General features: G+C 61.2%; 22 protein-coding genes. 12 read left to right on the top strand and 10 right to left on the bottom strand.

The features are described from left to right. The first annotated feature begins 12 nt into the window (after nucleotides 1-12). The 3 genes from dmpG to BUE21_RS02050 all read left to right on the top strand — a co-directional run bounded on the left by dmpG (nucleotide 13) and on the right by BUE21_RS02050 (nucleotide 3,125). Complete coding sequence (gene dmpG, locus BUE21_RS02040) at nucleotides 13-1,032, top strand: 4-hydroxy-2-oxovalerate aldolase (RefSeq protein WP_073354125.1); 1,020 nt, start codon at nucleotides 13-15, stop codon at nucleotides 1,030-1,032. Nucleotides 1,033-1,137: 105 nt separating this feature from the next. Beyond that, nucleotides 1,138-1,443: a DUF485 domain-containing protein gene (locus BUE21_RS02045; RefSeq protein WP_073354127.1), complete on the top strand. Its 306-nt coding sequence runs from the start codon at nucleotides 1,138-1,140 to the stop codon at nucleotides 1,441-1,443. Then, nucleotides 1,440-3,125 (top strand): cation/acetate symporter, encoded by a 1,686-nt coding sequence (locus BUE21_RS02050; RefSeq protein WP_268767816.1) that lies wholly within the window; start codon nucleotides 1,440-1,442, stop codon nucleotides 3,123-3,125. Before BUE21_RS02045 ends, BUE21_RS02050 begins: the two co-directional genes overlap by 4 nt. 40 nt (nucleotides 3,126-3,165) lie before the next feature. Here BUE21_RS02050 and BUE21_RS02055 read toward each other — a convergent pair whose 3' ends face one another. The 3 genes from BUE21_RS02055 to BUE21_RS14095 form a co-directional block, all read right to left on the bottom strand. Next, nucleotides 3,166-3,807 (bottom strand): L-threonylcarbamoyladenylate synthase, encoded by a 642-nt coding sequence (locus BUE21_RS02055; RefSeq protein WP_073354129.1) that lies wholly within the window; start codon nucleotides 3,805-3,807, stop codon nucleotides 3,166-3,168. Nucleotides 3,808-3,980: 173 nt separating this feature from the next. Then, on the bottom strand, nucleotides 3,981-4,688 hold the full coding sequence (locus tag BUE21_RS02060; protein ID WP_073354132.1) for a uracil-DNA glycosylase: 708 nt from the start codon (nucleotides 4,686-4,688) through the stop codon (nucleotides 3,981-3,983). Between the two features lie 27 nt (nucleotides 4,689-4,715). After that, the gene (locus tag BUE21_RS14095) at nucleotides 4,716-6,359 is read right to left on the bottom strand and encodes a DUF349 domain-containing protein (protein WP_084522690.1); all 1,644 of its coding nucleotides are present in this window, start codon (nucleotides 6,357-6,359) and stop codon (nucleotides 4,716-4,718) included. Between the two features lie 55 nt (nucleotides 6,360-6,414). Between BUE21_RS14095 and BUE21_RS14100 the strand changes: the two genes are divergently transcribed. Then, the gene (locus BUE21_RS14100) at nucleotides 6,415-7,407 is read left to right on the top strand and encodes a hypothetical protein (protein ID WP_084522692.1); all 993 of its coding nucleotides are present in this window, start codon (nucleotides 6,415-6,417) and stop codon (nucleotides 7,405-7,407) included. Here the strand turns inward: BUE21_RS14100 and BUE21_RS02070 are convergent. Beyond that, nucleotides 7,313-8,278 carry an inositol monophosphatase family protein gene (locus BUE21_RS02070; RefSeq protein WP_073354135.1) on the bottom strand — a complete coding sequence of 322 codons (966 nt, stop codon included), beginning with the start codon at nucleotides 8,276-8,278 and terminating at the stop codon, nucleotides 7,313-7,315. The genes BUE21_RS14100 and BUE21_RS02070 overlap by 95 nt on opposite strands. A 141-nt stretch (nucleotides 8,279-8,419) precedes the next feature. On the opposite strand from BUE21_RS02070, the gene BUE21_RS02075 reads away from it, so the two are divergent. Further along, nucleotides 8,420-9,274: an RNA methyltransferase gene (locus BUE21_RS02075; protein WP_073354136.1), complete on the top strand. Its 855-nt coding sequence runs from the start codon at nucleotides 8,420-8,422 to the stop codon at nucleotides 9,272-9,274. A gap of 25 nt (nucleotides 9,275-9,299) precedes the next feature. On the opposite strand, the gene rimO is transcribed toward BUE21_RS02075, so the two are convergent. The 5 genes from rimO to BUE21_RS02100 all read right to left on the bottom strand — a co-directional run bounded on the left by rimO (nucleotide 9,300) and on the right by BUE21_RS02100 (nucleotide 15,740). Continuing rightward, nucleotides 9,300-10,697 carry a 30S ribosomal protein S12 methylthiotransferase RimO gene (rimO, locus tag BUE21_RS02080; protein WP_073354139.1) on the bottom strand — a complete coding sequence of 466 codons (1,398 nt, stop codon included), beginning with the start codon at nucleotides 10,695-10,697 and terminating at the stop codon, nucleotides 9,300-9,302. A 151-nt stretch (nucleotides 10,698-10,848) separates the two neighbouring features. Next, nucleotides 10,849-11,475: a response regulator transcription factor gene (locus BUE21_RS02085; RefSeq protein WP_073354142.1), complete on the bottom strand. Its 627-nt coding sequence runs from the start codon at nucleotides 11,473-11,475 to the stop codon at nucleotides 10,849-10,851. Between the two features lie 155 nt (nucleotides 11,476-11,630). Next, complete coding sequence (gene acs / locus BUE21_RS02090) at nucleotides 11,631-13,577, bottom strand: acetate--CoA ligase (RefSeq protein WP_073354144.1); 1,947 nt, start codon at nucleotides 13,575-13,577, stop codon at nucleotides 11,631-11,633. 163 nt (nucleotides 13,578-13,740) lie between these two features. After that, the gene (locus BUE21_RS02095; protein ID WP_073354146.1) at nucleotides 13,741-15,420 is read right to left on the bottom strand and encodes a cation acetate symporter; all 1,680 of its coding nucleotides are present in this window, start codon (nucleotides 15,418-15,420) and stop codon (nucleotides 13,741-13,743) included. Continuing rightward, a complete protein-coding gene (locus BUE21_RS02100; RefSeq protein ID WP_084522694.1) occupies nucleotides 15,417-15,740 on the bottom strand; it encodes a DUF485 domain-containing protein in 324 nt (107 codons plus the stop codon). The genes BUE21_RS02095 and BUE21_RS02100 overlap by 4 nt, the downstream gene beginning before the upstream one ends. A 262-nt stretch (nucleotides 15,741-16,002) precedes the next feature. Here BUE21_RS02100 and BUE21_RS02105 point away from each other — a divergent pair, with 262 nt between their 5' ends. From BUE21_RS02105 to hemP, 3 genes are all read left to right on the top strand, one after another. Then, entirely contained in the window at nucleotides 16,003-17,487 is a 1,485-nt protein-coding gene (locus BUE21_RS02105) for an McrB family protein (protein WP_073354148.1), read from the top strand. Beyond that, on the top strand, nucleotides 17,487-18,626 hold the full coding sequence (mcrC, locus tag BUE21_RS02110; RefSeq protein WP_073354151.1) for a 5-methylcytosine-specific restriction endonuclease system specificity protein McrC: 1,140 nt from the start codon (nucleotides 17,487-17,489) through the stop codon (nucleotides 18,624-18,626). The genes BUE21_RS02105 and mcrC overlap by 1 nt, the downstream gene beginning before the upstream one ends. A 212-nt stretch (nucleotides 18,627-18,838) precedes the next feature. Further along, a complete protein-coding gene (gene hemP, locus BUE21_RS02115; protein WP_073354154.1) occupies nucleotides 18,839-19,036 on the top strand; it encodes a hemin uptake protein HemP in 198 nt (65 codons plus the stop codon). Nucleotides 19,037-19,343: 307 nt separating this feature from the next. On the opposite strand, the gene murB is transcribed toward hemP, so the two are convergent. Continuing rightward, nucleotides 19,344-20,486 (bottom strand): UDP-N-acetylmuramate dehydrogenase, encoded by a 1,143-nt coding sequence (gene murB, locus BUE21_RS02120; RefSeq protein WP_073354157.1) that lies wholly within the window; start codon nucleotides 20,484-20,486, stop codon nucleotides 19,344-19,346. A gap of 128 nt (nucleotides 20,487-20,614) precedes the next feature. Between murB and BUE21_RS02125 the strand changes: the two genes are divergently transcribed. From BUE21_RS02125 to BUE21_RS02140, 4 genes are all read left to right on the top strand, one after another. Further along, nucleotides 20,615-21,100 (top strand): YajQ family cyclic di-GMP-binding protein, encoded by a 486-nt coding sequence (locus tag BUE21_RS02125; protein ID WP_073354159.1) that lies wholly within the window; start codon nucleotides 20,615-20,617, stop codon nucleotides 21,098-21,100. Nucleotides 21,101-21,300: 200 nt separating this feature from the next. Continuing rightward, nucleotides 21,301-21,984, top strand: a complete 684-nt coding sequence (locus BUE21_RS02130; RefSeq protein WP_159435784.1) for a retropepsin-like aspartic protease family protein — start codon at nucleotides 21,301-21,303, stop codon at nucleotides 21,982-21,984. Nucleotides 21,985-22,009: 25 nt separating this feature from the next. Next, on the top strand, nucleotides 22,010-22,363 hold the full coding sequence (locus tag BUE21_RS02135; RefSeq protein ID WP_073354162.1) for a DUF4870 family protein: 354 nt from the start codon (nucleotides 22,010-22,012) through the stop codon (nucleotides 22,361-22,363). 18 nt (nucleotides 22,364-22,381) lie between these two features. After that, nucleotides 22,382-22,627 (top strand): Pathogenicity locus, encoded by a 246-nt coding sequence (locus tag BUE21_RS02140; protein WP_073354222.1) that lies wholly within the window; start codon nucleotides 22,382-22,384, stop codon nucleotides 22,625-22,627. Nucleotides 22,628-22,705 lie beyond the last annotated feature (78 nt).

The raw sequence follows: 22,705 nt of genomic DNA on the forward strand, positions 1-22,705 counted from the left end.
GGAGCAGACCCGATGAGCAAGAAACTGTATATCTCCGACGTGACCCTGCGCGACGGCAGCCACGCCATCCGCCACCAGTACAGCCTGGAGCAGACCCGCCAGATCGCCCGTGCCCTCGACGAGGCGGGAGTCGATTCCATCGAGGTAGCGCACGGCGACGGCTTGCAGGGCGGCAGCTTCAACTATGGATTCGGGGCGCACACCGATCTGGAGTGGATCGAGGCCGTGGCCTCGGTCGTCAAGCGCGCGAAGATCACCACACTGCTGTTGCCCGGCATCGGCACGGTGCATGACCTCAAGGCCGCCTACGATGCGGGCGCGCGCGTGGTGCGCGTGGCCACGCACTGCACCGAGGCCGATGTATCGAGGCAGCACATCGAATATGCCCGCCACCTGGGCATGGAAGCGGTGGGCTTCCTGATGATGAGCCACATGACCACCCCACAGGAGCTGGCGCAACAGGCCAAGCGGATGGAGGGTTACGGCGCGACCTGCTGCTATGTGGTCGATTCCGGCGGCGCGCTGAACATGAACGAGGTGCGCGACCGATTCCGCGCCTTCAAGGACGTGCTCCTTCCTGAAACCGAGACCGGTATCCACGCCCACCACAACCTCAGTCTGGGCGTGGCCAATTCCATCGTTGCGGTGGAGGAGGGCTGCGACCGCGTCGATGCCAGTCTGGCGGGCATGGGCGCAGGGGCGGGCAATGCACCGCTGGAAGTGTTCATTGCCGCTGCCGAACGGCTGGGCTGGAACCACGGCTGCGATCTGTACAAGCTGATGGATGCGGCCGATGACATCGTGCGCCCCTTGCAGGATCGCCCGGTGCGGGTGGACCGCGAAACCCTCGCGCTGGGCTATGCCGGGGTCTATTCCAGCTTCCTGCGCCATTCGGAAGCGGCAGCGGCCAAGTACGGCCTCAAGACCGTGGACATTCTGGTGGAGCTGGGGCGGCGGCGCATGGTGGGCGGTCAGGAGGACATGATCGTCGATGTTGCGCTCGATTTGCTGCAACGCCAGTGCGCTGATTAGGGCGTGTCATTCATCCAGACAAGAAACCGAAAGGCCCGCCCCAATCCGTCACGGTGGCGATGCGGCGCGGCCTTCCCCGCCATCCAAGGCCGGAGAGAGACAAACATGAACGAACAACAACGCAAGATTCACCGCAACCCCAAGCTGACCGAGCTGGTGCGGACGCGGCAACGCCTCGCCTGGGGGCTGACCACTGCCGTACTGGGCAGTTTTTTCTGCTACCTGATGGTGGGCATTCTGCGCCCCGACTGGCTGGCGGCTCCCGTGGTGGGCGATTCCATCATCGGCCTGGGCTGGCTGCTGGGCGCAATCATCATCGTCCTGTCCTGGCTGGCCACGGGCCTGTACGCCTGGCGTGCCAACAGCCACTTTGACCGCCTCAGCCGCGAAATCCTGGAGGAATCCGTATGACTGCACATATTCCGCGCATGGTCGTGGGCACTTTCAGGCCCTGGACGGCATTGTCACTGGCGGTTTTTGCCCCCGTAGCGGTGGCCGCACCTTCCGCAGGCGGGCAGGGGCTGAACAGCACGGCCATTCTGATGTTCCTGCTGTTTGTCTGCATCACCCTGGGCATCACCTGGTGGGCGGCCAGCCGCACCCGCAGTGCCTCGGACTTCTATACGGCGGGCGGTGGCCTGACCGGCTTCCAGAACGGGCTGGCGATTGCGGGTGACTACATGTCGGCTGCCACGCTGCTGGGCATCTCCAGCATTGCCTACTTCCGGGGCTACGATGCCTTGCCGTTCGCGGTGGGCTTTTTCGTGGGCTGGCCGATTGTGCTGTTCCTGTTGGCAGAGCGGCTGCGCAACCTGGGCCGCTTCACCGTGGCAGACATCGTTTCCTACCGGTTGGATGCCACCCGGATGCGCATCCTCACCGCCCTGGGTTCGCTGACGGTGGTACTGTTCTACATGATCGTGCAGGTCGTCGGGGCGGGGCAGCTCATCCAGTTGCTGTTCGGCATCGATTACCTGTATGCCGTGTTCATCGTCGGCATTCTGATGGTGGTGTATGTGATGTTCGGCGGCATGATCGCCACCAGTTGGGTGCAGATCATCAAGGCCACGCTGTTGCTGCTGGGCGGTACGCTGATGTTGCTGCTGACCATGCGCCACTTCGATTTCAGCTTCAGCACCATGCTGCAAACCGTGGCGGCCACGCACAAGGACGGCGCGGCCATTCTGCAACCGGGGCGCATGCTGTCCGACCCGGTTTCCACCATCTCGCTGTCGCTGGGCATGATGTTCGGCATTGCCGGCCTGCCGCACATCCTGATGCGCTTCTTCACCGTCACCAATGCCAAGGAAGCGCGCCGCTCGGTGTTCTATGCCACCGGCTTCATCGGCTATTTCTTCCTGATCGTCGTCACCATGGGTATGGCCTCGATCGTGATCGTCGGGACCGATGGCCGCTTCTTCGTCGATGGCGACACTGGCGGGGCCTTGCTCGGTGGCGGCAACATGGCCATCATGCACCTGGCCAATGCCGTGGGCGGCAGCCTGATGCTGGGCTTCATGTCGGCAGTGGCCTTTGCGACCATTCTGGCCGTGGTCTCCGGGCTGGCACTGGCTGGGGCCTCGGCCATCTCGCACGACCTGTATGCCATGGTGCTGCACAAGGGCAAGGCCAACGAGGAGCGCGAAATCCGCATCTCCAAGATCGCTACGCTGTGCATCGGGCTGGTGGCGATTGTGCTGGGCCTGCTGTTCGAGAAGATCAACGTCGCTTTCATGACCGCGCTGGCCTTTGGCGTGGCGGCATCGTCCAACTTTCCGGTGCTGATTCTGGCAATTGCCTGGAAGGGCCTGACCACGCGCGGCGCGCTGTGGGGCGGCCTGAGCGGCCTGGTGGTGGCCGTGGTGCTGGTGGTGCTCTCGCCCGCCGTCTGGCAGACCGTGCTGGGGCACGAAAAAGCCATCTTCCCGTATGACCACCCAGCCCTGTTCTCCATGCCGCTGGCGTTCCTGGTGTGCTATGTGGTTTCCAGACTCGATCGCAGTGCCAGTGTGCAGCGCGAACGCGAGGGCTTTGACCGGCAGTTCATTCAGGCGCAGACCGGCCTGGGGATTGCCGCTGCCGCCAAGCATTGATTCCATGTAGGGGCGGCAGGGGGAGGGGAAAAGGCCGCCCTCAGCCCTCCAGCCCCAATGCCGCCAGACTGCCCAGCCCCTCGCGCAACACCGTGGGGCTGCCGCCGTTTTCCATGCTGGTCAGGTCGAGCACGGTGGTGGGCTGCAAGGGCGTGGCTCCGGCATCGACCACTCCAGCCAGCAGGTGGCCGATGCGTTCGTCAATCTCGTGGGCATCGTTGAGCGGGTCGTCGTCACCCGGCAGGGTCAGGGTGCTGGCCAGCAGCGGGGCGTTGTGCAGCTCCAGCAGGGCGCGGATGACGGCGTGATCGGGCACGCGCAGGCCGATGGTCTTGCGCTGGGGATGGCTGACGCGGCGCGGCACTTCCTTGCTGGCTTCCAGCACAAAAGTGTAGGCTCCGGGCGTGGCCTGCTTGAGCAGGCGGAACTGGCGGTTGTCTACGCGCGCATAGCTGGAGAGTTCCGAAAGGTCTTTGCAGATCAGCGTGAGCAGGTGCTTGTCGTCCATCTGGCGAATCTGGCGCAGCCGGTCCACGGCGGTCTTTTCGTCCAGTTGGCATACCAGCGCGTAGCTGGAGTCGGTGGGCACGGCCAGCACGCCGCCTTGCTGGAGCAGGCGCGCGGCCTGCTGAAGCAGGCGCGGCTGGGGGTTCTGGGGGTGAACGTCAAAGTATTGGGCCATGACAGTGGGCAGGCTGGAGGATGGGGAAAACGGTGAGCAAGAATACACCGAAATAAAGTGGTGTATTGCCGCACTTTGTGAACTTATGCCGCTGCGTCATTCCGGCCTGCGCCGGAATGACCAGTGGGGGCGGAAATGGAGTGGGGAACATTTTCTGCCACTCCCCGCACCTCTCAGGGCTGTGCTGCCTGCTGTTCCCGGAACGCCTTGGCCGCGCTGAAATGCCCGCAGCCGATGAAGGGGCGTGGCGGGCGCAGGGCCGACAGTGGTGAGGGGTGATTGGCCAGCAGCACCAGATGGCCTTTGTCGGCGGGAATCAGTGCCCGCTTGGACTGGGCGTGGGAGCCCCACAGCATGAACACCACTGGGCGGTCGCCCTGTGCCACCTGCGCAATAACGGCATCGGTGAGCAGTTCCCAGCCTTTGCCTGAATGGCTGCCTGCCTGCCCTTCTTCCACGGTCAGGCAGGTGTTGAGCAGCAGCACGCCGTTTTGCGCCCACTTCACCAGACTGCCGCCGGGCTGTGGAAAGGTGGGGGGCGGCACGCCCAGATCGCGCTGGATTTCCTTGAAGATGTTTTGCAGCGAGGGCGGAAAACGCACCCCCGGCGCGACCGAGAATGCCAGCCCTTCGGCCTGCCCGCGCCCGTGGTAGGGGTCTTGCCCCAGGATGACCACGCGCACAGCGTCGGGGGCGGTGAGTTCCAGCGCGCGCAGGGGTTGTGGCGGGAAGATGCTGGCTCCGGCCTGCACCCGCTGGTGCAGAAAGGCCAGCAGTTTCTGCCCCTGAGGACTGCCGAAAAAGGCACTGACGGCATCCTGCCAACCGGAAGCCACCGGCCAGTCCACCGGGTCGGCACTGAGGAGTTGGGTTGCATTCATGGCGGCAGGCAGGATGTAGTCAGGGATTTACTTGCGCAGCAGGGCCTTCAGTGCGTTTTGCAGGCGTTTGCTGCTGTCGTCGTCGGCAGGGGCGGCCAAGACCTTGCCGACGTCGGCCTGCCAGGTTTCGACAGGGCTGGCGGCGTGTTTCTGCGTCAGCAGTTGCAGTTGCAGGGCACGCCGTTGCGGCAGGGCTTCGGCTGGGGTGGGCACTTCGGCGGCGATTTCCAGGCGCAGCAGGGCTTGCTGGGCCGCGCTGGCATCGGCGGCAGAACCACCAATGGCCTGTTGCCATTGTGTCCATTGCGCATTGCTGATTTTCTTGCCCAGTTGGGCGGCAGGCGGCACGGTGGCGGCATCGCGTTTCTGCCAGGCATCGAGCAGTTGCACCAGCGATTCGCCGTGGGCCTGCGAAGCGAGCTTGCGCAGTGCCAATTGGGCGTTTTCCAGTGCGTTGCGCTGGGCGCGGAAGGCCTTGTCACCCAGACGAGGCGTGGCGGCGCGGGGGGCGCGTTCGCTGCCCACGGGGGCGCGGCGTTCGCGGCCATCGCGGCTGTCCCGACCATCACGGCCTTCGCGTCCCTTGCCTTTCTGGCCGTCGCGTTCGCGTGATGGCACGGCAGCCCCCAGGCTGCTGCGCGGCTGGCCGGGGCGGTCGTCACCGCGCCGGGCGATCAGCGGCTTGGCGGGGGCCGGTGCGGCCACAGGAGCGGGAGCGGCTTCGGTGGTGGTGGCGGTGGTCTCGTCTGTGGCTGCTGCTACAGCGGTGGTGTCCGCTTCGGGTGTGCCCGTGGCCGCGGTTTCGCTGGCCGCATCGGTTGCGGTCGCTGTGGCAGTCGGGGTGCTGCTGGCGGCAGGTGCTTCTGCTGCCGCGCCCTGGCGGCTGGCCTGCTCCAGTGCCTGCACGGCTTCGCGGATGGCGGCGACATCGCCGTTGCGAATGGCTTCTTCCACGGCGGCACTGGCTTGCAGCACGGCCTGATCGTGGGCGGAGAGGGGCGCGGTGGCCTGCTGCTCGCGCTGGCTGCTCTTGCGGTTGAAGGCATCGTCCAGCGGTTTGCGGAAGGCTTCCCACAGCTTTTGCTCCTGCTTGCGGTCGATGCTGACGGTGTGTGCCTGGGCCTGCCAGCGTTGTTGCAGGTTTTTGACGGCGTTGATGTTCAGCTCGGCGGCACTGGCCAGTTGCTGGGCTTCCTCGATCAGGCTGCGGCGGATGGCAATGCTTTCCTTTTGCGCCTGCTCTACCGGTGCGGCGATGGCATCGTGCGCGGCTTTCCAGCGTTCCTGCAAGCCGGTGTAGAGCTTGTCGCTGACGTGGCCGGCATTGCGCCAGCGGTTGTTCCATTGCTGAAGCTGGCGTTGCAGGCCTTTGAGGTCCTGGTTGGCTTCTTCGGCATGGGCCTTGCCCCAGGCGATGAATTCGTCGAGCAGGCGGTTGCGTTCGGCCTTGTGCTCGGCGGCTTCGGCCTTGACCTTGACCAGCCATTCCTCGACGATGGCGTGGGCCTTGCTGGCGGCTTCGTCGAAGCGTTTCCACAGGTGGGCGTTGGGTGCGTTGGCGCGATCGACCTGCCGCCAGTGTTCGCGCAGTTCGCGCAGTTGCTGCTGGAGCTTGCGGCTGCCGCTGGCTGCGGGCTGCGGGCTGGCCTTCGGCGGGCGAGAGCAGTCCATCGGCACGGCGGATGAGTTCCTCGCGCACCTGGTTCGCGCCCCAGCGTTGCCAGCCTTGCAAATCGCCTGCATCGATGAGGGCGCGATTGACGCGCTCTTCCAGAGCCTGATCCAGTGTCGCACCGGTAGCCTTGAGGGTGTCGCGCAGTGCGGCTGCGGCCTGTGCGCTGTCCTTGGCCTGTCCGCCACGGGCAATGCGTTCGGTCTTGGCAATGGCCTGTTCGATGCGGCTGGTCTGCTCGGGTGTCAGGGCCACGGCAGGGGTGTCGGCTGGCAGGCTCAGGCCATGCAGGGCGCGCAGTTCATCGGCCCAGACCTGTACCTGAGGCAGTTCGGCCTGTGGGTTTTCGGCAGCGGCCTTGGCCAGTGCGAGGGCTTCGGAGAAGGCGGTGAAGACCAGCGACAGTTGCGTGCCGGAGTTGTCCAGCGCGCTGTGGTAGCGTGGCTCGATGCTGCCCCAGTTCGGACTCTCCTGAAGCTGCTGGGCAATGCCCTGCCATTTCTGGATGTCGGCTTGCAGCGGCTCCAGGGCTTCGGCCGCGTGTTGCCAGGACTTGGTGGAGAGCACGTCGATGCGCTGGGCCAGCAGCAGCGCGGCTTCTTTCTGCACCATGCTGCGGTGTTGCAGTTCCTGGATGGACTTGATGGTGTCGGCGATCTGGGCGCGCAGGCTGGCCAGTGGCTCCTTGGACAGGGGCGCGCCCGCCTTGGCGGCTTCGCGCTGCCAGGCTTCGCCATCGGCAATCTGGAAGGGGCTGCGTTGCAGGATGGCTTCGGCCTTCTGGCTCCATTCCTGGGCAATGTCCTGTGGGTTATCGGCTGGGAGGGTATCGGTCATAGGGGGGCTGAATGTGGATTGCGCCCGGATGGCGGGCGCGGTGTTCGGTATGGGTTCAACAAGATGGTCGGGCAGGGGCGGGCGGTGCCGCCGGGCGTGCAGGCGAGCTGCGCGCTCAGAGTGCCACGGGTGGCTCTTCGGCGGGCTTGTCGGCATCCTCTGCGGGGCGGGGGGCTGCCACGGCACTGGCGGGGCGGGGTGTGGGGCTGAGCACCTGGCGCAGTTCGGCACGCTTTTCGCGCATTGTGGCTTTTTCGCCAGCCTGTGCGAATTGGCTGTATTTGCCCAGCAGATGCACCATCTGGCCGTAGATGCGCGGGCTGGCGGCCATGCACTCGCCTTGCTCCAGAAAATGCGCCTCGCCGGTGTAGTTGCCCACCAGACCACCCGCTTCGGTCACCAGCAGGCTGCCAGCGGCCACGTCCCAGGGGCTGAGGCCTTTTTCAAAGAAGCCGTCGGAAAAGCCCGCTGCCACATAGGCCAGATCGAGTGCCGCAGAGCCGGGACGGCGCACGCCAGCGGTGTGGCGCATCACGTCGTTGAGGGCCAGCAGGTGATCCTCGAAGTCGTCGCCTTCGCGGTACGGGAAGCCGGTGGCAATCAGGCAGTCGTGCAGATTGGTGCGCTTGCTCACGCGGATGCGGCGGTCGTTCAGGAATGCGCCCCGACCCTGTGTGGCGGTGAACAGGTCGTTGCGCGTGGGGTCGAACACCACCGCCTGTTCCATGCGCCCGCGCACGCTCAGCGCAATGCTGATGCTGTAGGCGGGAAAGCCGTGGATGAAGTTGGTCGTGCCGTCCAGCGGGTCGATGATCCAGACGAAATCGGACTTGCGGTTGCCATGCTGGCGGCCGGTTTCCTCGGCCCAGATGCCGTGCTGGGGATAGGCCGACAGCAGGGTTTCGATGATGGCCTGCTCGGCTCCGGTATCGACTTCGGTGACGAAATCGTTGAGCTGTTTTTGCGAAATGCGCACGGACTCCACATCCAGCGCGGCCCGGTTGATGATGCTGCCCGCTGCGCGTGCGGCCTTGATGGCCACGTTGAGCATGGGGTGGAGGCTGGAAGAAGGGGTGTTCATAGGCAGAAAAGGCAAACGGAAGATTCGGCCCGTGGCAGGCCGTAAACCCGCTATTCTAATGCCCCGCACCGCCGATGCAGGGCAGAAGTCCTGTTGCACCAGGGCGTGTCATCATGTAGATTCACCCCCGAACCCCGAGAGATGAAAACCCGTTTTGTACTGATTGAAACCAGCCATGCCGGCAATGTGGGCGCGACCGCGCGTGCCATGAAGGTCATGGGATTTGAAGACCTGGTGCTGGTGGCCCCCCGCCACGCCAATGTGCTGCGCCTGAAGGAAACCATCGAGCGTGCCAGCGGGGCCATCAGTGTGCTGCGCCAGGCGCGCATTGTGCCCACACTGGATGAGGCACTCGATGGCATGACCCATCTGTGTGCCACGGCAATGATCGGCCGCGATTTCGGCCCACCCACCCGCACCCCGCGCGAACACTTTGAACATCTGCGCACCCGCGATGGGCTGCATTCGCAACCCGGCGGGGCCAGCGTACCGGACGGTGTGGCCTTCCTGTTCGGCACCGAGCGGTTCGGTATGCGCAATGATGATGTGTACCGCTGCCATGTGGCCTTGCAGATTCCCAGCAGCCCACAATTCGGCTCCCTCAACCTCGCTGCTGCCGTGCAGGTGATTGCCTACGAGTGGCGGCTGTTTCTGCAAAGTGTGGGGCAGGGCGATTACGAAGCGGCAGTGCCCGAACCGACCCCGGATGCGCTATTGCCTGTCCATGCCCCGGCCGATGCTCAGGCTCTGGCCGGTTTGCTGGCGCACTGGCAGACGGCTTTGGTGGACATCGGTTTCCTCGACCCGGCCAGCCCCAAGAAGCTTATGCCGACCCTGAACCAGCTCTTCAACCGCGCCCAGCTCTCGCAACGCGATGTTCACATTTTGCGCGGCATTGCACGGGCCATGATGCAACCTGTGCGCCCTGCCCGTGACGGCCTTGTGACCGATGGTGTGGATAGTCTGTCCGCACGGCGGGCAGACCAGGGGGAATGATGACAGGCCCTGACTTTCGTTGAAGTCAGATAGGCTGTGCTACCAGATCGTGCCCCTGCGTCTGCACGATCTGCGCGTTGGTGAACGTGCCCACTTTCAGGGTTTTGCTGGCTTTTTGCGGGGGCAGCAGATGCACCACGCCATCGATCTCGGGGGCATCGGCGTAGCTGCGACCCGTGCCGCCGCGCCGTCCCAGGGCGGGGGCGGAATCGACCAGCACTTTCATGACCTGCCCGACGCGCCGTTGCAGCTTGCGGGTGGAGCAGGCTTCGGCCACTTCCATGAAGCGGGCGCGGCGTTCCTCGCGCAGGGCTTGCGGCAGCATGCCGGGCAGGGTGTTGGCGGTGGCTCCATCCACGTCGCTGTAGGCAAAGCAGCCTGCACGGTCGATCTGGGCTTCTTCCACAAAGTCCAGCAGGTGCTGGAATTCGGCCTCGGTCTCGCCGGGAAAGCCCGCAATGAAGGTGCTGCGGATGACCAGTTCCGGGCAGGTTTCGCGCCAGCGTTGGATGCGTTCGAGGTTTTTCTCGCCATTGGCAGGACGTTTCATGCGTTTGAGCACATCAGGGTGGCTGTGCTGGAAGGGCACGTCCAGATAGGGCAGCACCTTGCCTTGCGCCATCAGTTCCACGACCTGATCGACACTGGGATACGGATAGACGTAGTGCAGCCGCACCCATGCGCCATAGGGCCGGGCCAGTTCGCCCAGGGACTCGACCAGCTCGAACAGGCGCGTCTTGACGGGCTTGCCATCCCAGAAGCCGGTGCGGTATTTCACGTCCACGCCAAAGGCCGAGGTGTCCTGGCTGATGACCAGCAGTTCCTTCACGCCGCCCTCGAACAGGGCGCGGGCTTCCTTGAGCACGTCGCCAATCGGGCGCGAGACCAGATCGCCGCGCATGGACGGAATGATGCAGAAGGTGCAGCGGTGGTTGCAGCCTTCGCTGATTTTCAGGTAGGCGTAATGTTTGGGGGTGAGCTTCAGGCCTGCTTCGCCAAAGCCGCCGGGCACCAGGTCCAGGAACGGGTCGTGCGGTTTGGGCAGGTGGGTGTGGACGGCATCCATCACTTCCTGGGTGGCGTGCGGCCCGGTCACGGCCAACACGCTGGGGTGTATTTGCTGCACCAGGTTGCCGCCGCTGTCGCCGGTGCGCGCTCCCAGGCAGCCGGTGACGATGACCTTGCCGTTTTCCGCCAGGGCTTCGCCAATGGTGTCCAGGCTTTCCCTGACGGCATCATCGATGAAGCCACAGGTATTGACGATGACCAGATCGGCTCCGTCGAAGGTTTTGGCGGTTTGGTAGCCTTCGGCACTCAACTGGGTGAGGATGAGTTCGGAGTCGGTCAGGGCCTTCGGGCAGCCCAGGCTGACGAAGCCGACTTTGGGCGGCGTGTGGCCACTGCGGGCAATGGAGTGTGTCATGGGGTGTTTTTTATCGGTGCGTGGGGAATCGGATCAGGTGGCACGCGTGCTCACGCACCTGTTCGCAATCGGGCGATATTGTCGCTGTTTCTGTGCGCCCCGGCGCAATCGACCGACTGCGCCAGATGGGCATGGCGAGCGAATGGCCGGTTTATGGGCCGCTGGCGACCGGCAGTCCGGCCCGGTTGAAGATGCTCACGGCCTGGGTGCGGTTGGTGGCCCCAAGCTTGCGCAAAATGGCGGTCATGTGGGCCTTGATGGTGGCCTCGGATGTGCCCAGTTCATGGGCGATCTGCTTGTTGAGCAGCCCGGCCGCTGCCATTTCCAGCACCTTGCGTTGCTGGGGGGTCAATTCGCCAATGCGGTGGGGGGGGGCGGTGGGGGCTGGCAGTGCAGGAAACCAGGTGTCTCCGGCCAGCACGGCCTGAAGGGCATCGGCCAATTCCGTGGCATCGGTCGATTTGGGAATGAAGCCTGCCGCACCGTGGTGAATGCAGTGCTGCACCGATTGCGGGTCTTCGTGGGCCGAAATGACGACCACGGGCAACTGCGGCCACTGCGAACGCAGGTGCATCAGGGCCTCGAAGCCTTTCGCTCCGGGCATGCTGAGATCCAGCAGCAACAGGTCGGCATGAGGGTAGGAGTCGATCAGCACCAGCAGCCGCTCGATGCTTTCTGCCTCGTGAATCCGGGTGCCTGAACCCAATGCCCGCATCACGAGGGCATGGAGTGCCTCGCGGAACAAGGGGTGATCGTCTGCAATCAGGATTTCGGACATGCGGCGATTATTGCATCGGCATGGCACCGATGATGGCATGGCGCAGCGATTCAGACAAGAAAACGGGCAGTTCTTGCCAACTGCCCGTCTTGAGACTGGATGTGCATCCTGTGGAGGGTGCCTGGCATGAATGCCGGACACCCTGCCACACCCCATCAGGTCAGGTGGCGTTCCTTGACCAGGGTATCGACCACGGAGGGGTCTGCCAGCGTGCTGGTATCGCCCAACTGGTCTGGCGCGTTTTCGGCGATCTTGCGCAGGATGCGGCGCATGATCTTGCCCGAACGGGTCTTGGGCAGGGCGGGTGCCCATTGCAGGAAGTCGGGCGTGGCGATCGGGCCGATGACCTTGCGCACATGGGCCACCAGTTCCTTTTGCAGCTCATTGCTGGGTTCCTCGCCTGCCACCAGCGTGACGTAAACGTAGATGCCCTGACCTTTGAGATCGTGGTTGAAGCCCACGGCAGCGGCTTCGGCCACTTTCGGGTGTTGCACCAGCGCGCTTTCCAGTTCGGCCGTGCCAATGCGGTGACCGCTGACGTTGATGACATCGTCCACCCGGCCGGTGATCCAGTAGTAGCCATCCTCATCGCGGCGCGCACCGTCGCCGGTGAAGTAGTAGCCGGGATAGGCACTGAAGTAGGTGTCGATGAAACGCTGGTGGTCGCCATAGACCGTGCGTGCCTGGGCGGGCCAGGAGTCGGTAATCACCAGATTGCCTTCGCCGGCACCTTGCACGAATTCGCCTTCGGCATTGACCAGGGCCGGTTGAACGCCAAAGAATGGCTTGGTGGCCGAGCCGGGCTTGGTCGGGATGGCACCGGGAATCGGAGCGATCATGAATGCCCCGGTTTCGGTCTGCCACCAGGTATCGACGATGGGCAGGCGGCTTTCGCCCACCACGTCGTAGTACCAACGCCAGGCTTCGGGGTTGATGGGTTCGCCCACGGAGCCGAGGATGCGCAGCGATTTGCGCGAGGTTTTCTTCACCAGCTCCTCGCCTTCGCGCATCAGGGCGCGGATGGCGGTGGGGGCGGTGTAGAAGATGGTGACCAGATGCTTGTCCACCACTTGCCAGAAGCGCGAGGCATCCGGGTAGCTTGGCACGCCTTCAAAGATCAGCGTGGTGGCACCGTTGGCCAGCGGGCCATAGACGATGTAGCTGTGGCCTGTGACCCAGCCCACATCGGCAGTGCACCAGTAGATATCGTCTTCGCGCAGGTCGAAGATGGCCTCGTGGGTATAGGCCGCCTGTACCAGATAGCCGCCGGTGGTGTGCAGCACGCCTTTGGGCTTGCCGGTGGAGCCGGACGTGTAGAGGATGAACAGCGGGTCTTCCGCATTCATGCGCTCAGGCTCGCACTCGGCAGGTTCGCTGGCAGTGATGTCGTGCAGCCACACGTCACGGCCTTCCTGCCAAGCAATGTCGCTGCCGGTGTGCTGGAGCACGATGACCTTCTCAATGCTTTGTGTGCCTTCCTGCTGGAGGGCTGCATCCACGTTGGCCTTGAGCGGAACCTTGCGTCCGGCGCGCAGCCCTTCATCGGCGGTGATGATGACCTTGGCCGCACTGTCGCGCACGCGGTCGGCCACCGATGTTGGCGAGAAGCCACCGAACACCACGTTGTGGATGGCACCAATGCGGGCGCAGGCCAGCAGAGCCACAGCCGCATCGGGAATCATTGGCAGGTAAACGGTGACGCGGTCGCCCTTTTGCACTCCCAGTGTGCGCAGTGCGTTGGCGAGTTTGTTCACACGTTCGGAGAGCTGGCGGTAGGTAATGGCCTGCGAGGGGGTGTCGGGGCTGTCCGGCTCCCAGAGGATCGCGGTCTTGTCGCCGCGTGTGGCTAGATGGCGGTCGATACAATTGACGCTGACGTTCAGTTCGCCATCTGCAAACCAGCGCGTGTAGAAGTTCTTGGGGTCAAAGTTAGTGTCCTTGATCTGGGTAGGCTTCTTGAACCACTCCAGACGTTCGGCTGCCTTGGCCCAGAAGGTTTCGGGGCTGTCTACGGATTCGGCGTACAACGCGGCATATTGCTCGGCGTTGATGGTGTTCGGGCCTGCAAAACCTTCTGGTACGGGATAGATATTCTGGCTCATGTTTTTGTCTCTCTCTTCTTAAAAATTGAACATAGTGGGTGAACAAAAGTTCATTTCAGCGCAATGTGGGCCAACACTGTGCTCCCTCTAGCTTATACCAGGTTATGGTTGCCGGGGAGCACTCGCCAGTGTGCTGGGCACTGGCGAATGGCGGTGTTCGGTCTCAGTGGGAAGAGGCCGAGGAAGCACCCAGTCCGGTTTCAGAACGCACCAGCTGGGCGGCGAAGGCAGCACGCTCGGCCTGTGCATTGCGGCTCTTGTCGGTGATCGAGAAGAACCAGATACCGACAAACGCCAGGGTCATCGAGAATAGTGCTGGGGAAGCGTAGGGGAACGGAGCCGAGCCGACGGGGTTGCCGAAGACCGATTCCCACACCGAGGGCGACAACAGGGTCAGCACTACAGAGGAAGTCAGGCCCAGGAAGCCACCGATCACTGCGCCACGGGTGGTCATGTCTTTCCAGAGGATCGACAGGAACAGCACCGGGAAGTTGGCGGATGCAGCCACGGCGAAGGCCAGTGACACCATGAACGCGATGTTCTGCTTCTCGAACACGATGCCCAGCACCACGGCGATCACACCCAGCACCAGAGTGGTGATGCGCGAGACCTTCAGTTCGGCGGCACTGTCGGCTTTGCCTTTCTTGAACACGGTGGAGTACAGGTCATGCGACACGGCAGAGGCACCGGAGAGCGTCAGGCCAGCGACCACTGCCAGGATGGTGGCGAATGCCACGGCAGAGATGAAGCCCAGGAACACGTTGCCGCCCACCGCATTGGCCAGGTGAACCGCAGCCATGTTGCCGCCACCGATCAGGCCACCGGAGCCATCCAGGAACTGCGGGTTGGTGCTGACCAGCACAATCGCGCCGAAGCCGATGATGAAGGTCAGGATGTAGAAGTAACCAATCCAGGTGGTGGCCCAGAACACGGACTTGCGCGCTTCCTTGGCGTTGGGCACGGTGAAGAAGCGCATCAGTACGTGGGGCAGACCTGCGGTTCCGAACATCAGGGCCATGCCGAAGCTGATGGCGGAGATGGGATCCTTGATGAAGTTACCTGGGCCCATGATGGAGTTGGAACCCTTGATGTCCACCGAAGCCTGGAACAGACGCTCGAAGCTGAAGCCATAGGCCTTCATCACCATGAATGCCATGAAGCTGGCACCGGAGAGCAGCAAGCTGGCCTTGATGATCTGCACCCAGGTCGTGGCTGTCATACCGCCGAACAGCACATACACCATCATCAGCAGGCCCACGATGATGACCGCATACATGTATTCCAGCCCGAACAGCAGCTTGATGAGCTGGCCTGCACCCACCATCTGGGCGATCAGGTAAAACGCCACCACCACCAGCGTACCGGAGGCCGCGAAGGCGCGAATCGGGCCGGGCTGGAAGCGATAACCGGCCACATCGGCAAATGTGAACTTGCCCAGGTTGCGCAGCTTTTCGGCCATCAGGAACGTGATGATGGGCCAGCCCACCAGGAAGCCGATCGAGTAGATCAGGCCGTCGTAGCCGTTCATCATCACCGCAGCGGAAATGCCCAGGAACGAAGCGGCAGACATGTAGTCACCGGCAATCGCCAGACCGTTCTGGAAGCCGGTGATGCCACCACCTGCCGTATAGAAGTCGGCGGCAGACTTGGTGCGTCCGGCGGCCCATTTCGTGATCCACAAGGTGGCCAGCACGAACGCACCGAACATGCTGATCGCCGTCCAGTTGGTCGATTGCTTTTGCAGTTCTCCCAGATCGCCACCGGCAGCAAACGCACTGCCAGCAACCAGGGCGGTGGCCAGAGCCAGAACCGCAGCATAGGGTTTCGTGGTGTGGTGCTTCATTTGGCGGCATCCTTCATGATTTCATCGATGATGGCATCGAATTCCGTATTGGCGCGGTACACATAGATACCGGTAATGATGACGGTAAAGAGGATGACCCCCAGTCCGATGGGCATGCCCACCGAGGTCACGCCCGAGCCGATGGGCTGTGCCAGAAATGACTTGTTGAATGCAATGAGTGCGATATAGCCGTAGTAAACGACCAGCATCACAATGGTCAGCGACCAGCCGAAGGTATTGCGTTTTTCGCGCAATCGTTGGTATGCGGGATTTTTCTGGATGCGCTCGACCATCTGGGCCGAGCTGGGGGGTGTGCTCATGTTTTGTCTCCTGGATTCATCACTTCGTGAAATGCGCAGTGCGGGCTGGCATCGCCGTTCCCTGACCCCTGTGACCGGTATTGGGGAGTGTTCAGTGTATCGGCCCGACCATGCCATCACCAGACGACTTTAGTTGTAAGGGACTTTCCCATCAGTGGAATCCCGGATGCGGCATGTTGGAGAAAACGGTTAATCAAGTTTTATCCCGCTGGAAGATATCCCCTCATAATGCGTTCGAGAATTCAGTGAAAGAGCCAAATTGATGAGTATTCAACAGGGAGAAGTATCAAGTACCGCGTGGTTTGTGGGTGCGAGTTTCGGCCATACGGACGACCAAAGCCCTCGCTTTCTGGCGCAGGGTATCTGGGAAATCAGTGCCCCCTCCGACAAGGAACGCGCTCTGGTGCAAACCATGCGTTCAGGTGAGCGGATTGCCATCAAGGCTGCATATGTGCGTAAACGTGCTCTTCCCTTCGATAATCGCCAGCAATCCGTATCGGTGATGGGCATCAAGGCGGTGGGCATCATTACCGAAAACCCGCAAGATGGAGAGCGGGTCAAGGTTCAGTGGACCCCAGCACAAGGGCTTCGCGAATGGTATTTCTACACCTATCGTGGGACTATTTGGCGCGTCACTGCCGGCGAATGGGAAGCAGACGCGTTGATTGCGTTTGCTTTTGAAGACAAGCCACAGGACATTGAGCGTTTTCGCAATGCGCCTTACTGGAGAGACCGTTTCGGCACCACCCTGCATACCAACGATGACATATTGCCGAGCAGGGAGCACGTATCTGATACGTCTGCTAATAACGATGATGGGATTGCGGATTCCATCAGGTCCGAGATCCCCACGGATGCCTATTCCGTGGTGGATATCCTCAAGGATGGCTGCTTCTTGGAACGCGATGAGGTCTCTTTGATGTTGGATCGTCTGCGCATCAAAAAAAATCTGATTCTTCAGGGGCCACCCGGTACAGGAAAGACCTGGTTGGCCAAGCGGCTTGCATTTGCATTGATTGGGCATAAAGACGACAAAAAGATCCGTGCCGTACAGTTTCATCCGAATTTGTCTTACGAGGATTTTGTACGCGGCTGGCGGCCCACTGGGGAGGGTAAGTTGTCCTTGGCTGATGGTGTTTTCATGGAAGTCATCAAGGCAGCACGCAACGAGCCATCATCCAGATGGGTCGTGGTGATAGAGGAGATCAATCGAGGTAATCCTGCACAAATTTTCGGTGAGTTGCTGACATTACTCGAAGCGGGGAAACGTATGCCCAGTGAAGCATTGGAACTGTGTTACCCGGATGCCGATGGGGTGCGCAGACCTGTTCATGTGCCAGAAAATCTTTATGTTATTGGCACCATGAACGTTGCCAATCGCTCACTGGCATTGGTGGATTTGGCCCTGCGACGTCGCTTTGCCTTTGTCGGTCTGGAGCCTAGGTTGGGTCAGACCTGGCGGGACTGGGTGGTCAGGATCGGCGGTCTTGATGAGGTGCTCGCGACCGACATTGAACAGCGGTTGGCAGAGCTGAATCAGCAGATTGCATCGGACTCACGGCTTGGCAGGCAATTCCAGATTGGCCACAGTTATGTGACGCCGGTGCAGCGGCTGGATGCTGGCCATACCAAGGTATGGTTTCGACAAGTGGTTGAGACGGAAATTGCTCCGCTGCTGCAAGAGTACTGGTTTGATGCTCCCAATGATGCACATCAGGCAGTAGCCCGGCTGATGCAGGGGTGGTGATGAGTGAGGTTGTTCAACCCATAGTCACCGATGTCTCGAGTAAACCTGGATTTGTGGGTCGTATTCCTGTGCGTAATCTTTGGTTGCTGATGTTGTACGCATCGGACCTGTTTCGCACAGGAGGCATTGGTAGGATCGGCCTGGAAGATAGTCCGGACGATCTGCCGGACCTGGTGGCAGAAATCCTGGCACATGCCGTTGAGGTTCGTCAGCGGAACCCGTTGAATCTGGGTTATTGCCTTCGGACAGCGGCACTTGCACGCATGCGTGGCCGCATCGATGTGCTTACTACTGAACGTGATCGGTTACTGGATCGAGGCATGGTAGCGTGTCGGTTTGATGAGTTCACCATTAATACCCTACGCAACCGTTACGTCCGGGCAGCCTTGGAGTCCATTGCCAAAATTGTGAGAAAGCCCAATCTTGCACATCGTTGTCGTTCACTGGCGATGGGAATGAAAACCATGGGAGTCTCCGGCGATGTACCCACTCGTGTCCAGATGAGCAAGGATCGAATGGGCAGACATGAGGCTGATGACCAACTGATGGTGGCAGCAGCGAAACTGGCATTTGACTTGGCTTTGCCAACAGAGGCATCCGGCAGCCATGTGATGACCTTGCCTGATCGTGAGGAATCCTGGGTTCGGCGGTTGTTTGAACGCGCAATAGGTGGTTTCTATGATGTGGTGCTCAGCCCTCTGGGTTGGCGGGTGCGATGCGGACGCACACAGGGCTGGCAGATTGCTCAAAGAACACCGGGAATCGACAGTATCTTGCCTTCAATGCGTACTGATATCGTGATGGAGTATCCACTCCATGGTCAGCGTATCGTTATCGATACCAAGTTCACTTCCATTGTCACCCGTGGCTGGTTTCGTGAGAGAACACTACATAGCAGTTATCTCTATCAGATGTATGCCTATTTGCGTTCTCAAGCCGGTCGTGGTGATCCCTTGGCCGATAAGGCCAGTGGTTTGTTGTTGCATCCATCCACTGGTTGTAGTTTGGATGAGGCGGCTGTCATCCAAGGACATCTAATTCGGTTTGCAACCGTGGACCTGGCAGGATCGGCAGCGGACATGCGCGCGCAGTTGTTGAAGTTCTGCCAGACACCATGCCACATGGACGAGCACAGGTAGGAATGATTGCTGAATTTTTCATTCAGCAGTGTCTGGATGAATGCAATTCATGAAATTTTTTTTCAAAAAACGAATTATTCAACCAATTGATTTTGAATATGTTTTTTTTCAATTAACCATTTTATGTTGATGGGTATTGCAGAAAGTGCTTGCCAAAATAATACGAATTATTATCATTCGTTCATCAAAACATTCATTGCAAGAGAACGCCCATGCAATCCACGACCTCCGCATTCCATTTCAGCTCTGGCGCAGGCAATTCTGCTGCTGATACCGCGTCCGACAAGAGCCAAGTCAAGTTTGACAGCATGGACATTCTCCAGGGCAACAAATCCATCACCATTCAGCACAACGGTTCGCTGTATCGCCTGCAGGCCACCAAACTGGGCAAGCTGATTCTGACCAAGTAATTTTTTCATCGTGGGGCGACCGAAGACTTTGGTCTTGAAGGTCGTTTTTAGCTAGCCAAAGAATTCTTCGCATAGCCAAGCTTTTTTTCCTGCTCTCCAGGTTTCATCGTGGGGCGACCAAGGCCATCAACCAGCCTTCAAGGTCGTTTTACCAGCCAGCGGATTCGTACCAAGTAGCCAGTATTTTTTCGATGACACCTGTGGCGCAAGTACCCCACATTGTTTGTATTTGCCATAAAAAAGAGAGCTTTGTGCTCTCTTTTTTGTTGGGTCAGTTTGGGTGGGTGAATCTGAATGATGACAAGCCCTACACCACCACCGGTTCTGGTTCCAGGCGGATGCCGTAGCGTTCGTACACGCTGGTCTGGATGGCCTTGGCCAGCGTCATGACTTCGCCGCCGGTGGCACTGTGTTCCCCTTTGCCCAGGTTTACGAGCACCAGGGCTTGCCGGGGGTAGACACCGGCCTGTCCCATGCTCTTGCCTTTCCAGCCGCAGGCATCGATGAGCCAGCCTGCGGCCAGTTTGATGCTGCCATCGGGCATGGGGTAGTGGACGATGCGTGGCTCGCGGGCAATGATGTCGTCGCATTGTTCGGGCGAGACGGTCGGGTTCTTGAAGAAGCTGCCTGCATTGCCGATTTCCTGCGGGTTGGGCAATTTCTGCTGGCGCACTTCCACCACCCAATCGAAGATTTGCCGTGCATCGGGCTGGTGGATGCCGCTGGTCTGCATTTGCCGCTCCAGGTCGGCATACCCCAGTACGGGTTTCCACGGTTTGGGGAGCCAGAAGCGCACGCGCGTGATGACGGCGCGCCCGGCCAGCCCCATGCCTGCTGCCAGCAGGGTGGGGGACGATGGGCTGTCGCGTCCTGCCACATCGGGCAGGTGGGGCGGGTGGTGCTTGAAGACGGAATCGCGGTAGCCGAAGGCGCATTGGCTGGCGTTCAGGCGCAAGGGCTGTCCTGTCCACAGGTCGATGGCATCGAGCGAATGAAAGCGGTCTTGCAGTTCCACGCCATACGCGCCGATGTTCTGCACCGGGGCTGCTCCGACGGTGCCGGGGATGAGGGCCAGGTTTTCCAGCCCAGGCCAGCCTTGTTCCAGCGTCCAGGCGACGAAGTCGTGCCATTTCTCACCGGCTCCGGCTTCGATCAGGTAGCCGTGTTCGTCTTCCGAGACCAGTCTGCGTCCTGGGATTTCGATTTTCAGCACCAGCTTGCGCACGTCGCCGGTCAGGACGATGTTGCTGCCGCCGCCCAGCACCAGTGGCTCCAGTTCGGGAGCGACCCGTTGGCGGGGGGACAGGGCGATTTGCCGTCTTTGCGCGGCCAGCAATTCGGCCACGGCCAGCAGGTCATCGGGTTGGCGCACACGCACCAGCGCGTGGGCGCGCGCCACGATGCCAAAGGTGTTGTAGGGCTGAAGGGAGACGTTTTTTTCCACTAACATCCGCGTATTATCGCGGGCATTGCCGTGCCCTGCGTGGGTGTATGGGCCTGCATCGGTATGATGTACCAGTCATTGATTATTTTTCTTTTTGAGGAGTTGGGCGTTCGCTGCAACGCCATGCCGACACCATGCCATCATTCGATACCGTTCTGGAAGCCGATTTTGTGGAAGTGCGCAATGCCGTGGAGAACACGGCCAAGGAAATTGCCACCCGTTTTGATTTCAAGGGAACTGCCGCAGCCATTGAGCTGAAGGACAAGGAAATCACCCTCTGGGGCGATGCCGATTTCCAGCTCACCCAGGTGGAAGACATCCTGCGCAACAAGCTCACCAAGCGCAATGTGGATGTGCGTTTTCTGGACGTGGGCAAGCCCCAGAAGGCCGGGGGCGACAAGCTGAAGCAGACCGTGACCATCCGCAACGGCATCGATGCCACGCTGGGCAAGCAGCTTCAGAAGATCATCAAGGAAAGCAAGCTCAAGCTTCAGGCATCCATCCAGGGCGACAGCGTGCGCATCACCGGGGCCAAGCGCGATGACCTGCAAGCGGCAATGGCCCTGATTCGCAAGGACATCAGCGAATTCCCGCTGTCCTTCAACAACTTCCGGGACTGATGGCTGCCAGGCCCCTTGACACTAGGGAAGGTCTGCAAAACCCGTTGCGCCGCCCGCATCCCGCCACTGGGCGCATCGCCGCGTTGGCTTTTGCGGTCAATAGCCCCGCTATTGACCGCAAAATCCGCCTTGCGCTGCATCCCACTGGCAGGCGCGGGCTTACCGCAAGGGTTTTGCAGACCTTCCCTAGGTTCCTGAGCTTGGGCCTGTGCATGGCCGTGTGGCTGGGCGTGGGGGTATGCTCGCCCGCTGTCCATGCCAATCCGCTCGGGCAGGCCACTGAAACCGCCGTACCCCGCCAGCCCGCCGTCAGCCTGATGGGCACAGTGGGGCAGCGTGCCGTGCTGGCCGTGGGCCAGAAGCCGCCCCGCACCATTGCGGTGGGTGAAAGCCTGCATGGCGTGAAGCTGCTGGCCGTCGAGGGGCGGCAGGCCACCGTGCAGGTGGACGGGCAGACGCAGGTGCTGCACATGGGGCAGCAGCCACTGCGGGCGAGCTTGGCCGCGCCGCCCGCATCGACGCTGCAATTGCAAGCCGATGAGCGCGGGCATTTCCAGGCGCAGGGGCAGATCAATGGCAAGGATGTCATGTTCATGGTCGATACTGGGGCTTCCACGATCGCGCTGGGGTCGGCGCAGGCGCGGCAGCTGGGAATCGACTATCTGCGCCAGGGGCAGGAAGTGCAGGTTTCCACAGCCAATGGCAGCACACGCGGTTGGGTGGTGATGCTGGCGCAGGTTTCCGTTGGGGGTCTGGTGCAGCAGCGTGTACAGGCGGTGGTCACGCCCCAGCCCATGCCGTATGTGCTGCTGGGCAACTCGTTTCTGCACCACTACCAGATGAACCGGCAAGGCCAGCGCATGACGCTGGAGGCCATGCCCTGAATTGTTGCAATGGAGGACACACACCATGAACCATGACATCATCGATGCAGGCCCTGTGCCCGATCCGGCCAAGAAGCAGCTCACGCTGATTATCTATGTGCTGTATGCCTGCTCGTTCATCGTCGGCATCACATCGATTGCCGCCATCATCGTCAATTACATCAAGCAGGATGAGGTGCGCGGCACCTGGCTGGAGAGCCATTTCCGCTGGCAGATTCGCACCTTCTGGTACAGCCTGTTGTGGAGTGTGCTGGGCTTCATCACCACGTTCATTCTGATTGGCTGGCTGGTGCTGTTCGCCACCGCCATCTGGTTCATCTACCGTCTGGTGCGCGGCATTCTGAATCTGGTGGACAACAAGCCGATGTACATTGCCTGAATGGCTGCGGGAGGCTGCATGGGGTTTCCGGCTGACGAACGTGCGCAACTGCTGCGCATCAAGGGGGTGGGCGAAGGCGTGGTTTTGCGTCTGGAGCAACTGGGTTTCACCTCGCTGCATTCCCTGCGCGAGGCCGATGCGCGCGAGGTGGTGCTGCGCATTGCCGAGCACACCTGTTCCACTTGCTGGAAGAACAGTCCCAAGGCACGGGCGGCCATCGAGGACATCATTGCACTGGCCCAGGCCCATTCCGCGTCGTCCTAGTCGGCTGTTGGAGTGTGGGCGGGGACTGTCGTGGCACACTGCGTACAATTCCGGCTTTTGCATGGGCTGCATGGCCCT

Source organism: Lampropedia hyalina DSM 16112 (genome assembly GCF_900129055.1).
In the GTDB taxonomy this organism is placed as follows: domain Bacteria; phylum Pseudomonadota; class Gammaproteobacteria; order Burkholderiales; family Burkholderiaceae_C; genus Lampropedia; species Lampropedia hyalina.